The organism is Lachnoclostridium sp. An138 (assembly GCF_002160765.1).
Classification (GTDB): Bacteria; Bacillota; Clostridia; order Lachnospirales; family Lachnospiraceae; genus Laedolimicola; species Laedolimicola faecalis.
Map to the genome: position 1 here is coordinate 57,333 of NZ_NFLF01000001.1, position 14,455 is coordinate 71,787.

At 52.0% G+C, this 14,455-nt stretch carries 12 protein-coding genes and 2 pseudogenes; 1 reads left to right on the top strand and 13 read right to left on the bottom strand.

Going from position 1 to position 14,455, the window contains the following annotated elements:
• Window position 1: 1 nt before the first annotated feature.
• From B5E82_RS00290 to B5E82_RS00310, 6 genes and pseudogenes are all read right to left on the bottom strand, one after another.
• Entirely contained in the window at window positions 2-727 is a 726-nt protein-coding gene (locus B5E82_RS00290; RefSeq protein WP_162610662.1) for a metallophosphoesterase, read from the bottom strand.
• Window positions 728-869: 142 nt separating this feature from the next.
• Window positions 870-2,336: an FGGY-family carbohydrate kinase gene (locus B5E82_RS00295; RefSeq protein ID WP_087305181.1), complete on the bottom strand. Its 1,467-nt coding sequence runs from the start codon at window positions 2,334-2,336 to the stop codon at window positions 870-872.
• A gap of 140 nt (window positions 2,337-2,476) precedes the next feature.
• Window positions 2,477-2,611, bottom strand: a pseudogene (locus B5E82_RS17815) (family 1 glycosylhydrolase); the annotation flags it as partial.
• A 24-nt stretch (window positions 2,612-2,635) separates the two neighbouring features.
• Window positions 2,636-3,964 carry a D-alanyl-D-alanine carboxypeptidase family protein gene (locus B5E82_RS00300; RefSeq protein ID WP_087305183.1) on the bottom strand — a complete coding sequence of 443 codons (1,329 nt, stop codon included), beginning with the start codon at window positions 3,962-3,964 and terminating at the stop codon, window positions 2,636-2,638.
• Window positions 3,965-4,142: 178 nt separating this feature from the next.
• Window positions 4,143-5,504 (bottom strand): citrate/2-methylcitrate synthase, encoded by a 1,362-nt coding sequence (locus tag B5E82_RS00305; protein ID WP_087305185.1) that lies wholly within the window; start codon window positions 5,502-5,504, stop codon window positions 4,143-4,145.
• Between the two features lie 203 nt (window positions 5,505-5,707).
• A complete protein-coding gene (locus B5E82_RS00310) occupies window positions 5,708-6,646 on the bottom strand; it encodes a LysR family transcriptional regulator (RefSeq protein WP_087305187.1) in 939 nt (312 codons plus the stop codon).
• Window positions 6,647-6,790: 144 nt separating this feature from the next.
• Here B5E82_RS00310 and B5E82_RS00315 point away from each other — a divergent pair, with 144 nt between their 5' ends.
• A complete protein-coding gene (locus B5E82_RS00315; RefSeq protein ID WP_087305189.1) occupies window positions 6,791-8,215 on the top strand; it encodes a pyridoxal phosphate-dependent decarboxylase family protein in 1,425 nt (474 codons plus the stop codon).
• Window positions 8,216-8,294: 79 nt separating this feature from the next.
• On the opposite strand, the gene rbr is transcribed toward B5E82_RS00315, so the two are convergent.
• From rbr to B5E82_RS00345, 7 genes and pseudogenes are all read right to left on the bottom strand, one after another.
• Window positions 8,295-8,831, bottom strand: coding sequence for a rubrerythrin (rbr, locus tag B5E82_RS18785; protein WP_242966220.1), 537 nt, complete (start codon window positions 8,829-8,831; stop codon window positions 8,295-8,297).
• A 393-nt stretch (window positions 8,832-9,224) separates the two neighbouring features.
• Window positions 9,225-9,383, bottom strand: a pseudogene (locus tag B5E82_RS18790) (4Fe-4S binding protein); the annotation flags it as partial.
• Window positions 9,380-10,054 (bottom strand): rubredoxin-like domain-containing protein, encoded by a 675-nt coding sequence (locus B5E82_RS00325; protein WP_087305193.1) that lies wholly within the window; start codon window positions 10,052-10,054, stop codon window positions 9,380-9,382. The pseudogene B5E82_RS18790 and the gene B5E82_RS00325, both read right to left, overlap by 4 nt.
• Before the next feature lie 141 nt (window positions 10,055-10,195).
• Window positions 10,196-10,585, bottom strand: coding sequence for a Fur family transcriptional regulator (locus B5E82_RS00330; protein ID WP_087305663.1), 390 nt, complete (start codon window positions 10,583-10,585; stop codon window positions 10,196-10,198).
• A gap of 181 nt (window positions 10,586-10,766) precedes the next feature.
• A complete protein-coding gene (locus B5E82_RS00335) occupies window positions 10,767-12,251 on the bottom strand; it encodes an L-fucose/L-arabinose isomerase family protein (RefSeq protein WP_087305195.1) in 1,485 nt (494 codons plus the stop codon).
• Between the two features lie 40 nt (window positions 12,252-12,291).
• The gene (locus tag B5E82_RS00340) at window positions 12,292-13,335 is read right to left on the bottom strand and encodes an ABC transporter substrate-binding protein (protein WP_087305197.1); all 1,044 of its coding nucleotides are present in this window, start codon (window positions 13,333-13,335) and stop codon (window positions 12,292-12,294) included.
• Window positions 13,336-13,419: 84 nt separating this feature from the next.
• The gene (locus tag B5E82_RS00345; RefSeq protein WP_087305199.1) at window positions 13,420-14,454 is read right to left on the bottom strand and encodes an ABC transporter permease; all 1,035 of its coding nucleotides are present in this window, start codon (window positions 14,452-14,454) and stop codon (window positions 13,420-13,422) included.
• Window position 14,455: the final 1 nt, after the last annotated feature.

The following is a 14,455-nucleotide window of genomic DNA, read 5'->3' on the forward strand; positions in this document are numbered from 1 at the left end:
CTTATTCTCCCTTCAGGCGGATGACGGACAGCTCCGGCGGATTAAAGATGCGCAGATTCACGGTATGGGTCCCCAGTCCTCTGCTTACCACCAGATCCTTTCCCTCCCGCCGGAAATGGCCGGCGTCGTACTTCGGAAACAGCCTGGCCTGAGGCGTGATGATTCCTCCGATGCCCGGGATTCGGATGATTCCTCCGTGAAGGTGTCCGGACACGGTCAGATCCGCGCCCCAGCGGGCATAGACCGGAAAATAGACCGGATTATGCGCGATCAGAATATTATACTTCTCTTCATCCGGCTTCCCCAGGACCTGCTCCAGTTCTTCCTCCTTAAGCTCCTCCCTGGCGAATTTCCGGTAATAAGATTCCGGCAGCTCAAAACCGTAAATCTCTGCCCCGAGTCCCTCCGCTTCAAAGGATGCCTTTTCATTCTCCAGCAGAATCACACCGCAGTCTCTGAGCGCTTCCGCATATTCAGCATAAACCTTTCCATAAATCTCCGGGTGCAGCCGCATCCGGTACTCATGATTTCCATTTCCATAGTAGACAGGGATCTGCGCTCTGCGCAGGCGGCGCAGCAAAGAAAGAGCCGGAAGAAAGGTTTCTCCCGGCCGCCCTATCAGAAGGTCTCCCGCAGCCAGAACCGCATCCGGCTCCAGGGCAAGAATGGCCTCTGCCAGGCGGGCGTTATCCGGCCCGTAGCTCTGATTGTGCAGATCGGCTGCCATACAGAACACCGGTCCTTCAGCCCCCGCCGGCAGCTTTGCCGTATTCACTTCATATTCGAATATTCTAAAATCAGACATGTGAACAGAGTACCACAAATTCTGGGGGATTGCAAGGCGGAGAATCTGTTGCCGCAGACGGCTGTTACTGCAGGCGGCTGTAAGTATCGTTCATCCGCGCGCGCAGCTCTTCATAGACTGCATGAACCGCCTCATGCACCTTGTATTCCTTTGCTCCCGCATTCTTACGGATACCCGCAAAGGCCTCCTCCACATTCTGATAACGTCCCATGGTGACAGAGGCCACCATCAGCGCGCCGATGGCCGTGCTTTCCGCATTATCCATGCGCACCACAGGCTTTCCGTAGATGTCCGCCTGCATCCGGTTGAAGGCTTCGCTCTTGGAAAGGCCGCCGTTGATCAGAATTTTTTCCAGCGGAACATATTTTTCAAAGGAAGCAATGTTATTGCTGATTTCCATACAGATACTCTCCAGCAGGGCTTTCAGCATGTCTTCCCGGGAGGTATTCAGCGTAATTCCCGCAAAGACAGCCGTGGCGTCGCTGTTCCAGTCCGGCGTGGATCTTCCCTGGAAATAGGGCAGGGCCAGGCAGCCATGGGAGCCGGCCGGAATCTCCGTCAGAATATCGTTCAGTTTTCCATAAAAGTCGGTCTCTTCCCGGAAGAAATTCCGCTTATACCATTCCATAGCTGAAGTGCAGGTCAGCATACTGGCCTCCAGAATATAGGCCCCGGCTTCTGAAGACGCATTGCAGACCACATCCCAGTCCAGATTCTCAGGCACCTCCCGGCAGGTCGTCAAAAGGAAGCCGCCTGTGCCCAGTGTCAGGGAAACCTGTCCCTGCTTTACAACGCCCTGGCCGAGCATGCCGCACTGCTGGTCGCCGCCCGCGCTGATGACAGGTACGCCTTCCGCAATGCCGGTCAGCTCAGAAAATTCCTTTGTGGTATAGCCCAGAATGCTTCCCGGAGCTTTCAGCTCGCAGAGCTTCTCTTTATCCACTTCGAAAAGCTCCAGCAGTCTATCGTCCCACTGGCAGGTCTTCAGATTCATCAGAAGGGAACGGCTGCCGTATGTATGATCTGTATAGAAATTGCCCGTCATATGGTAAACCAGATAGTCCGGAATCACTGTCAGCTTATAAGCCTTTTCATAAAGTTCCGGCTGATTCTGGCGCATCCACTTCATCTTCGCGCCGGAAAACACCGGATTAACCCGGGAGCCGCAGAGCCGGAAAATCTCTCTGTGATGTTCCTCCATAGCCTGACAGAGAGGCACCGTCCGCTTATCCTGCCACATCTGGGCATTTCCCAGATGGTTTCCTTCTCTGTCCACCGGAATGACGGAAGAACGCTGGGAGGTAAGGGCGACAGCGTCGATACTTTCTTCCATCTGTGCCGCAAACGCGGCAGACTCCTTTACAATCTCCGTCATGCTGTCCTTGAAATCCAGCGGATTCTGCTCCACCCAGCCGTGCTCCAGGGTGATGACCTGGTATTCCTTCTGTACGGTATGAAGCATCGTTCCATCCTCGCGGAACAAAATTCCGCGCATGCTTGAGGTTCCTACGTCTAAAATTAGAAAATTCATACGTCTCTCCTTTTTATGCTGTTTTATTTTCCTCTGTGGGTTGGCTATTTTATTTCATTTTAGCACAGGAAAAAGGCTGCTTCCAGTATCAATTTCCGGAGCAGCCTTTCTGCCTGAAACTATTGAATTGAAAATCGAAATTATCTTATATCCTCCAGATCTTCTCCGTTGGACGCAATCACTTTTTTGTACCAGTAAAAGCTGTCTTTCCGGAACCGGTCATAGCTTCCGTTTCCCTCGTCGTCGGCATCCACATAGATAAATCCGTAACGTTTTCCCCTGTAGTTTTCTTCCGCATGTCAGAGCATCAGATATTCGAAGGCCCGCCCCAGATAATAACCGTACCCGGCTTTCTCCACGGCGCTGCCTGCCAGAATCTCGACGCTGCCGATCTCCTGTCCGTTCAGTGTATATGTGAGTTTCCCTATTGCCTGCCCTTCTTCCACAGGAGCCGTCAGCTCCTCCACAGCGTACCATTTCTTTTCCACCGCAGTCAGATCTTCCCCTGTGGTACTCAGATACGAAAACGTCCCGTCGTATTTTCCTGCCACCTCTTCCTGCACGCCTCCCCGGACCGGAACAGTGACCAGCGGCTGCTCCTCCAGATCCTGATACAGACTGCATTTGGCATATCCATAGTTCAGAAGTGCCGTCGCGTCTGTATTCCGGCTCGCTGAATCCGGCGCGGCCATAATGACCGCAATCAGCTCTATGCCGTCCTTTTCCGCCGTAGCGGAGACGCAGTATTTTGCCTGGCTGGTGGACCCCGTTTTCAGGCCAGTGGCGTACGGGTACTGGCGGATCAGCTTGTTGGTGTTCGTCAGGCCGAATTCCTCTGTTCCCCGTTTGGTGGTATGGGTAATATTCTCCATCCAGATCGTGGAATACGTATGTATCTGCGGATATTTCGTGATCAGTTCCCTGGACATCAGCGCAATGTCATAGGCCGTAGTCAGATGGCCGTCCGTATCCAGACCACAGCAGTTGACAAAATGCGTGTCTTTCATTCCCAGCTCCTCCGCCCTTTCGTTCATCATATCCACAAACAGGCTCTCGGTCCCGGCAATATGCTCCGCCATGGCAACTGACGCGTCGTTGGCAGAGGCTACGGCGATACATTTTATCATGGTTTCCACGCTCTGAGTCTCGCCCTCCTCCAGAAACACCTGGGAGCCTCCCATGGAAGCCGCGTAGGCTGAGGTAGTCACCGTATCCTCCATCCGGATTTTCCCCTGGGACAGGGCGTCAAAAATCAGAAGCAGCGTCATGATTTTCGTGACGCTGGCCGGGGGCAGCTTCTCGTGAGCGTTCTTTTCAAGCACCACGGTCCCTGTGGACGCTTCCATGAGCACTGCCGACGGAGCTGAAATGCCAAGAGAATCCCCCGTTCCCGTTCCAGACTCATCTGTCTGGGTTTCTGCCGCTTCTGTCTGCGCCTCCTCTTCCCCCTCCGCCAAAGCCTGTTCCGGATTTTCCGCCGCCGTCTCCACTGTCTCATCTCCCTCGGAAGACTGATCTTCTGTCATTTCCTCCGACATTTCTTCTCCGGAATCAGATGCCTGCGCAGGAAAAGCAGAAAACTGCAGGCTTATGGAGAGCGCCAGCATAAGGGCCAGAATTTTCTTCATAAAATCCCTCTTCTATCATACTGCAATTACTAAATTGTAAGCAGAAGAAACGGGATTTATGCTATCTATTCCCTGTGAAAGCAAGATATAAGGGCTGCTGAAAAAGTCTCTTTCACATCATGCCGTATAGGCCACAGATGCAAAAAGGAATCTTTTTCAGCCGCCCTTTCTGCTTTTGTTACTCTCTGTCGTTCAGATCCACGTAGGGCACATGGTGTCCCACATATTTGTAAGCCGGACGGATGATCTTTCCTGCGTTCACCAGCTCCTCAATGCGGTGGGCGCTCCAGCCGGAAATACGGGACATGGCAAATATAGGCGTAAACAACTCATCCGGAAGATCCAGCATACTGTATACAAAGCCGCTGTAGAAATCCACATTTGCGCAGACAGGCTTCAGCAGACGGCGTCCCGCCATCAGGCATTCTCCTGCGATCCGCTCTACGCGCTCGTAAAGCTCAAACTCTTCCTCCATTCCCTTTTCCTCTGAAAGCCTTCTCGCATATTCCTTCAGAATCACGGCACGGGGATCAGACTCCGTATATACCGCATGGCCCATTCCATATATCAGGCCGGCATGGTCAAATACCTCTTTGCGGAGGATTTTCTCCAGATAAGTCTGAATCTGCGTCTCATCCCGCCAGTTTGACACATGATCCTTGATATCCGCAAACATCTCCTGCACCTTCAGATTGGCGCCGCCGTGCTTCGGTCCTTTCAAAGAACCCAGGGAAGCCGCTACCGCCGAATAGGTATCTGTACCCGTAGAAGACACCACATGAGTCGTAAAGGTAGAGTTGTTTCCGCCGCCATGCTCTGCGTGCAGCACCAGAGCCACATCCAGCACCTTGGCCTCCAGCTCTGTATACTGTCCGTCTCTCCGGAGAAGCCGCAGAATGTTTTCCGCCGTGGACAGCTCCGGCTTCGGATTCCGGATAATCAGGCTCTTGTCCAGATGATAATGGCGGTACGCGTGATATCCGTATACCGAATACAGCGGGAACTGGGCGATCAGCTGCAGAGACTGTCTCAGTACGTTGCCCACAGAGATATCTTCCGGTTTCGGGTCATAGGAATACATCGTCAGCACACATTTCTGCAGCGTATTCATCATATTGGAACTGGGCGCTTTCATGATAACATCCCGCACAAAGGTATCCGGAAGTTCCCGGTAAATTCCCAGAATATCGATAAATTCCCGAAGCTGCGCTTTGGTGGGAAGTTTTCCGAACAGAAGCAGATAGGTCGTCTCCTCAAAAGCAAACCGCCGGTTTGCCTCTCCGCGCACCAGATCCTCCACATTAACTCCCTGATAATACAGCTCGCCGTCGATCGGCACCTTCTCTCCATCTATATAGCCAAAAGATACTACATCGGAAATCTCCGTCAGGCCTGTCAGTACGCCTTTTCCGGAGGAATCACGGAGGCCCCTCTTTACATCATATTCTGCATAGAGATCCACGTCAATCTTACCGGATTTCATGCTGTATTCCACCAGCTTCTGAACCTTCTCATCTACATTTCTGTCGTCTTTTTTCATTTCACTGCCTCCTCATAGTTTTGTTCTGTCCCAGGCCATACATATCTGTCTGCTCTGCTCTGTCTGCTCTGTCTGTTCTGTCTGTTCTGCAGGCCGCGGGAAGCCCGCGCCTTTCCTGCGCGGGCGTTTGTTCAATTATAGCGGAAAAAGGAAGGCATGGCAAGTATTTCTGTTTTTCTCTTTCTTACTCTGCAGCCGCCGAGTCAACCGCCGCACTGGCTGAAATACTCCTCCGCCACCCCCAGAAATACCTCCATCTGAGGAGAAATCCACTTATTCTTATGATAAAAAAGCTGGCTCCACATGTAGACGGACGGAAGCTCTGTCTCCACTTCAAAGACCTTCCCCGCCTCTATGGCCTTCGCAGCCGAAAATGCCGGAAGAAAGGAAAGGCCAAAGCCTTCCTCCACCATATGCACAATGGTCTCCGTATTGGCAATCTCAAGCTGGGAATGTATTTCTGCGTCTGATTCTGCCAGAAGGCGCTCCAGCTCATAACGGTAGCTTTCGCCCCGCTCCGTGAGCGCAAAAGGAAGCCGGCTCATTTCCCGGGCGCTGATTTTTCCGGACCGAAGCCGTGTGTTCAGTTCCGGGTCTGTCTGTTCTCCGGAGGCCGGAGCAATAAAGATAATCCGCTCCTCCTTCAGAAGCTTTCGCTCCATCCCCGGATAATGCGCTTTCTTTTCCAGATTGAAAAACAGATCCAGACGGTTGCTGCGGATTCTTTCCAGCAATTCATCTCTCCCTGCCGTGTGTACAAGAATTTCCACGCCGGGGCAGAGTTTATGATAACGCATCAAAAGCCCTGGGAGAAGCGCTGTCGCCACAGACTCTACGCTCCCAATCCGGAGCTGCCCGGAGATATCCCGCAGTTCTGTTCCTTCTCTCCCTTTCCGGATGCTTTCCTTTGCTTTTTCCGCCGCCCCCAGAACCTCGTTGGCATAAAATACGAAGCTCTGACCTTCCTCCGTAAGCGCCGCTCCCTTTCCGATCCGCTCAAAGAGCTGCACCCCAAGTTCCCGTTCCAGCTGCTGAATCTGAATGGTAACCGCCGACTGAGAGTAGCCCAGCTTTTCCGCCGCTTTTGAAAAATTTCGAAGCTCGGCCACCTTCAAAAATGTCTTAATATTTTTAAACTCCATCTGGCTCTCCTATGAATTTGATTAATAGCAATATGAAAATCATGAATTTAACAAATATTATCTTTGATGTTACTATAGAGTCCAGAAGACGTCAAGCAGGGCCCGCTGAAATACAGAAATTGAAAAAGCGAGGATATGATTCAAATGAAAAGCAGAAATACCGCATGGACAGATCCGTCCTTTGAACAGATTACAGAGACATTTATCCATGAATATCTTGAGGAAAGAAAAACACTTGTCAGCCAGCCTGTCTGCAGGCCAGCCGGCCGGAAACCAGAGCATACCGGGATTTCTGAAAAGGGACGTCCCCTTGAGGATGTGGTCCGGGAACTGAAAGAGGAGATCTTCTCTTTCGGCTGCGAAACCTGCCACCCCAGGTTTCTGGGCTTTGTGCCCGGTACAGCTTCCTGCTATTCGTGGCTTGGAGACATCATGACCTCCGCCTATAACCGGCATGCCGGAAGCCTGGCTAATTTCCCGCAGGGTTGTCAGATTGAATCCGATCTGATCCGCTGGCTGTGTGATAAAGCCGGTTTCCCAGACACGGCAGGAGGACTTTTTGTGTCGGGCGGTTCCATGGCAAATCTGACGGCTCTCACCATCGCAAGAGACCGCCTTCCCGAACACGACTGGCACCGGGGCACAGCCTATGTGTCGGAGCAGACACACTCCTCTGTGGCGAAGGGCCTCCACATCATCGGAATCCCTTCCGACAGAATCCGCTGTATCCCCACAGACAAGCACTTTCAGATGAGCTCAGCACTTCTGGAACAGGCCATAACAGAGGATCTGGAACAGGGACTTCTCCCCTTTGCTGTCATCGCAAGCGCCGGAACCACCAATACTGGCAGCATCGATCCCTTTTCTGAAACAGCTGCCATCTGCCGCCGGTATCATCTCTGGATGCATGTGGACGGCTCCTTCGGCGCCTCCGTGCTCCTGTCCGGACGCAAGGGTCTGCTGAAGGGTATCGAGCTGGCAGACAGTCTGAGCTGGGACGCACACAAATGGCTGTTCCAGACCTACGGCTGCGGCATGGTCCTCGTAAGAGACCGGGCAGACATGGTAAACAGCTTCCATGCCCACCCCGAATATCTGAAAGACATCGACGCGGATGAGGAATACATGAACCCCTGGAACATCGGCCCGGAGCTTACCCGCCCGGCCCGGGGTATCAAGCTCTGGCTTACCCTTCAGACCATGGGCAGTGACGCGGTCGCCTCCGGCATCGAACACGGTTTTGAACTGGCGGAATATGCGGAACAGCTTCTTCGAAGGTACCCTGAAATCGAAATCGTCTCCCCGGCGCAGCTGGCCGTGATCAATTTCCGTTTCAATCCCGGAAGATTGACAGAGGAAGAAAAAGACAGCCTGAACCTGCGGATTTCCAGGCAGATAATCTCCAGCGGGTATGCGGGTGTCTTTACAACAGAACTGAATGGGAAAAAAGTCCTGCGGCTCTGCACGATCCATCCGGAAACCACAAAGGAAGATATCCGCAATACGATTTTCCTTTTAAAAGAATACTGCCAGAAGCTTCTTCCGGCATCCGGCAGCATTCCAGCCTGAAGACGCACAGGAGGCAGCCCGCAATCGTCTGCCTCCTGTACTTTTCATTCTTTTTTGTTTTCCTGCGAATTGCCGGGTTTTAGTAATTCTCTGCATGCACCTCAAAGTAGCTCTGCGGATGCGCGCAGGTCGGACAGATCTCCGGAGCGGAGGTTCCCACGATAATATGTCCGCAGTTGCGGCACTCCCATACCTTTACCTCACTCTTTGCGAAGACCTCTGCCATTTCCACATTGTGAAGCAGCGCGCGGTAGCGCTCCTCATGATGCTTTTCAATAGCAGCTACCAGACGGAATTTCGCGGCCAGCTCCGGGAATCCCTCTTCCTCGGCAGTCTTTGCGAAACCTTCGTACATATCCGTCCACTCATAGTTCTCGCCTTCAGCGGCATGAAGCAGGTTCTCAGCGGTATTTCCGATGCCCTGCATTTCCTTAAACCACATCTTTGCGTGCTCTTTCTCATTGTCAGCCGTCTTCAGAAACAGAGCCGCGATCTGCTCATATCCTTCCTTCTTTGCTACGGACGCGAAATATGTATACTTGTTGCGCGCCTGAGATTCTCCGGCGAAAGCGGCCTCCAGGTTCTTTTCTGTCTGTGTTCCAGCGTATTTGCTCATCTTCTTTTCTTCCTTTCTCTCTCTTTTTTCTTCCTTTTCTTTTTTTGTCTCTGCCGTCTCATTGCATGGGATCAGCTTCAACAGTTTCTTTGCAGCCTCTGCCGGGAATTCCACTGTAGGCGGATTTTCTAACAGCTCCTCCAGCAGCTTGTGGGTATTCGCGCTCTGGGGCAGCATATACCCGGACTCTCTCATCAAATCCTCATTGACCAGGCGGACGGATTTTGACATGGCTGTCATCAGACGGTACAGACCGTCCTCTTCGGCTGCTTCAGCCAGCTGCAGCGCCATTTTTTCCTGCTTCGCCTTGCTTTTTGCCAGAGCATAAGATGCCGCCAGCACCTTCTCCTCCTTTTTCTGCTGAGGCGGATATTCCACCGGAACCATGGAAATAGCGGCGCTTGGACAGGCTGCCGCGCAGGTACCGCAGCCCAGGCACTTGTCCGTGTCGATGATGCTGTTCTCTGTGTCTGTAGCACCTGTGGGACAGACATAGAGACAGAGACAGTCTTTCGTACAAAGCCTCAGATTTCTCACAGCAACCTTTTTCATGCAGAATCCCTCCCTTCCATTTTTTCAAATTTCCAGGCGGGAACCCTGCACACCGGGCAGAGCTCCGGGGGCTTGTCTCCCACATAGACGAAGCCGCAGACCGTGCATACCCAGATCTCTGTGTCCGCCAGGAATGCCTCCCCCTCCTGCCGGTACTGGGCAAGCAGAGAATTCAGCATGTTCGTAACCTTCTCTCCCCAGACACAGATTCTCTTTGTTCCCCGGTCTCCTGCTGCGCCGGCGGCCGCATTTACTGCCGGATACCCCTGCTCCAGATCTCCCTGAATCATGGATGCCAGCCGGTCCAGATCCGCCCCCGGCTCCGCCGGCGTCACAGCAGCAAAATACTCTGCAAGCTCGCGGAACAGGGAAGCCTCCTGGTCCTTATACTGCTTCTCGCAGCCCCGGGCCAGGTTAGAACAGAGCGCGGACAGTTCTCCCACAGAAAGCTTTTCCATGCCTTCCTCTTCGGAAACCGGGCCTGCTGCCGGAACCGGGGACACCGGAACTGCGGCCGTCTTCCTTGGTTCATCCGCCTTTTTCTCCGGCACAAATACAGTCTTGGCCGCCTTGCATACGGGACATCTCCATGAATCAGGGAGCTCGGAGAAGGCCTGCTTCTCTCTCGCTTCATCATAGATATACCCGCATACAGAACAGACATATCTCATTCGCATTCTCCTTTCCGATACTTTTGTCACAGCCGTTCAATACTTTCACAGCTGCTGGTTATCTATATGGATGCCGTCTGCAATTCCTTACGGCACATAGATCCGTCCTTATTTTCATGGAAAACGGCTGGACTCCGCCGCTTATTCCTCTCTCCGTTCTTCTTTCTGCTCTTCCTCCGCCCGGCATTCCGGACAAATATAATAAACCTTTAAATCATAGGTGAAAAATTCCCCGCCAAGCTGCTTTTTCAGAGAAGCAGTCAAATCCTCAAAGCAGATATCCGTAAGCTTCCCGCATCTTCTGCACACCAGATGATCGTGTTTCGCAGTCCGATCGTACCGATCCGGCGCTCCCTCTGTGGACACCCGGCGGATCAGCCCTGCCTCACACAGTTTGTTCAGGTTATTATATACGGTCGCCAGTGAGACGGAAGGGTAGCTTTTTTTCAGTTCTGAAAAAATCTGATCCGCAGTCATATGGCCCGTAAGCTTATTGACAATCTCGTAAATCTGCTTTTCATACTTTGTCATAAGCATTCACCCTTTTAGAATTATTCTAAATTTATTATAATAATTATTATTAAAAAAGTCAAGCATAATTTCCTGCAAAATATAGATTTTCTGACTTTTTTATTTTGATGCTTCTCTGCTTCTGACAAATCAAGACCGGCCAGAGAAGGCTTTCCCTGACCGGTCCTATATCAAAAACTATTTACGCAAACGGATTCTCTGTCGGATACAGCATTCCCTTCGGACGGTTGAAGCCAATCTTCTCCGGCACAACACCCAGATACTTGAACACTTCATAGAGTGCCTTTCCGTGGTGGCCGAAGGCTACGGCACCGTGATGGGGGAAGTTCTCCTCAATCAGCACATGACGGTAGAAGCGTCCCATTTCCGGAATCGCGAAGATGCCGATGGAACCGAAAGACCGTGTTGCTACCGGCAGGATCTCGCCCTGAGCCACATAGGCGCGGAGCTTGCAGTCCGCCGTGCTCTGCAGACGGAAGAAAGTGATGTCTCCCGGAACAATATCTCCTTCGAGAGTTCCCTGGGTCACCTCTTCCGGAAGGCTTCTCGCCATGATCAGCTGATACTTCATAGAACAGGAGGTCAGCTTGCTGGAGCAGGTGTTGCCACAATGGAAGCCCATGAAGGTATCCTTCTGGGTATAGGGGAATTTTCCTGCGATATCCTCAGCGTACAGATCTGCGGGAACCGTGTTGTTGATATCCAGCAGAGTTACCGCATCCTGGCTCACGCAGGTTCCGATGAACTCGCTTAAGGCTCCGTAGATATCCACCTCACAGGATACGGGGATTCCCCGTCCGGCCAGACGGCTGTTCACATAACAGGGAACGAAGCCGAACTGAGTCTGGAACGCAGGCCAGCATTTTCCGGCAATGGCCACGTATTTGCGGTAGCCTCTATGCTCCTCCACCCAGTCGAGCAGCGTCAGCTCGTACTGAGCCAGCTTCTCCAGGATCTGCGGCTTCTTGTTGCCCTCACCGAGCTCTTTTTCCATATCCTTTACCACATCCGGGATTCTCGGATCTCCTGCATGCTTGTTGAACGCCTCGAAGAGGTCAAGCTCAGAGTTTTCCTCGATCTCCACGCCCAGATTATAGAGCTGCTGAATCGGCGCGTTGCAGGCCAGAAAGTTTAAGGGTCTCGGGCCGAAGCTGATGATCTTCAGGCTGGAAAGTCCCACCAGAGCCCGGGCGATGGGCAGAAAATCATGAATCATATCTGCGCATTCTTCTGCCGTTCCCACCGGATACTCCGGAATATAAGCCTTTACACCGCGAAGCTTCAGGTTGTAGCTGGCGTTCAGCATACCGCAGTAGGCGTCGCCGCGGCCCTGTACCAGATCCTTTCCGGTCTCCTCGGCAGCCGCCACAAACATCACCGGGCCGTCAAAATGCTTTGCAAGCAGGGTCTCGGAAATCTCCGGTCCGAAATTTCCAAGGTAAACGACCAGAGCGTTGCAGCCTTCCTTTTTAATATCTTCCAGAGCCTGAACCATATGGATCTCGCTCTCTACGATGCAGACCGGACATTCATAGATATCCGCCGCGTCATATTTCTTATTATAGGCCTCTACAAGGGCCTTTCTGCGGTTTACAGAAAGCGATTCCGGGAAGCAGTCCCGGCTTACCGCTACGATGCCCGCTTTTACTACTGGAATATTGCTCATTTTCTTATTCCTCCTACTGCTGTTTTCTGCTTGTTTTATTTTAATAAACTCTCTCCTGGATAATGGTATCCAAATCCATTGTAGAGTCAAAATAGGTCTCTTTCACATACTGAAGCTTTTCCACTTCTTCTCCCCGTTCCAGCTTCTGGATAATATCAGAAACCAGAGGGCCCAGAAGCGGATTGCATTCAAACTCTACATTTATTTTCCCGTCCGCCATGGCCTGAAGCGCCGCCCGGCCCGCGTCAAAAGAAAGGATGATGACATCTCCGTCCGGACCGCAGGTTTTTCCGGCTGCTTCAATGGCCTCGATGGCCCCGAAGGTCATGTTGTCATTTTCACTGACCACCACATCGATGCCGGAATATGTTTTCAGGAAATCTTCCATAACCTCCTGTCCCTTGGTCTGTGTAAAATCTCCGTCTCTTCTCTCCAGCATGGTCCAGTTGTCATTCCGTTCCAGAATCTGCGCAAAACCACCGGTCCGTCCGATCTGTGCCGTCGAATCCCGGGTCCCCTGAAGAGTTACAATCCGAATCTCTTCCGAGGTCCGTCCTTTCTCCTCCAGATAAGACTCCAGCCATTCCCCGGCCCTGCGTCCCTGTTCCTCAAAGTCGCTGCCTACCCAGCAGGTATAGAGACTCTCATCTGCCACCTTCACCTGCCGGTCCGCTACGATCACGGGAATCCCTGCCTCTTTCGCCTCCTGCAGAACCGCGTCCCATCCGGTCTCCACAATCGGGTCCAGGACAATATAGTCTACCTCCTGCAGAATGAAATTCCGAACCGCTTTGAGCTGGTTCTCCTGCTTCTGCTGGGCATCCTCAAAAATCAGATAGTACCCGTTCTCTTGGGAAAATGTTTCCTTAAAAGATTCTGTGCTGGCAATCCGCCAGTCAGACTCAGATCCCACCTGAGAAAAGCCCACCACAATATAGTTTTCTCCTTCCGCGGCAAGCTCCTCTTCTTTCTTCAGAAGATCACTGCCCGAGATTTCTTCCGATTCCTCAATTCTGGCTCCGCAGCTGGAAAACCAGAGGAGGAGGGACAGCAGGACGCCGATTCCCACGACCATTTTTTTCATAGAACCACCCTGTACGGTAAGAACCAGAGCCGCTGAAAGGTCCTTTTGCGAACCGGCGGCCCTGTCTTCTTTTTCCTATCAGTTTTATTTTACGCTTGCTTTTTTCCGCACTGCCATTACAATGCTCTGTACAACCAGGAACAGACACAGCATTGCCGCTACCGTGATTCCTGTCCACCATGCCTGGTCAAGTCCGGCGGAAGAAACGATATTCTGGATCGTACTTAAGGAAAGCACTCCAAAGAATGTTCCGATAATATTTCCAACGCCGCCGGTCAGCATGGTGCCGCCGATAATGGAAGAAGCGATGGCGTTCATCTCCGCGCCGCTTGCGTGGGAAGGAGAACCGGAACCTACATGCAGGAAATACACAAAGCCGCCGATGCCTGCCAGCACGCCGCAGAGCAGATGCGCGATAAACTTTGTTCTCTTTACGTTGATACCAAGCATCAGAGCGCTCTGGCTGTTTCCTCCCACCGCATAGAAACTGCGGCCAAGCTTTGTCCATTTTAACACACAGAACAGGGCAATCACAACAAGAAGCGCTATGATAACGCCGATTTCCACATAAGCGTCCACGTAGTTTCCAAGACGGTTCACAGAACCCATGCCCGGAACGATGATACGCGTATTTTTCAGAGCTACAAACGCCTCGTTCGCCACATTAAAAGGCTCCGTGTTCACAATTGTTGTCATGCCGCGGGCAAAGAACATTCCTGCCAGCGTTACAATGAAGGGCTGAATCTCCAGATATGCCACCAGAAAGCCCTGTACCAGACCGAAAGCCAAACCAATCAGAAGAGCAATCAGAACAGATACCGCCACATTTCCGCCTGCCTTGTCCAGATAGACCGCGCAGCACATGCTGATGAGGGCCGTCACGCCGCCTACGGAAATATCGATTCCTCCTGTAATCATGACGATGCTCATGCCGCAGGACAGAATGATAAGAGCAGCATTAGCATTCAGAATATTAAACAGCGCCTGGGGCTTTAAGAAGCCCTCGCCCTGGAAGATCATCGCTCCGATATACATCAGGAAAAATACGACGACAGTAATGGTAAGGAGCAGATTTGTGTCGCTGATATTTTTTATCTTATTTCCAAATCCCTTTGACATG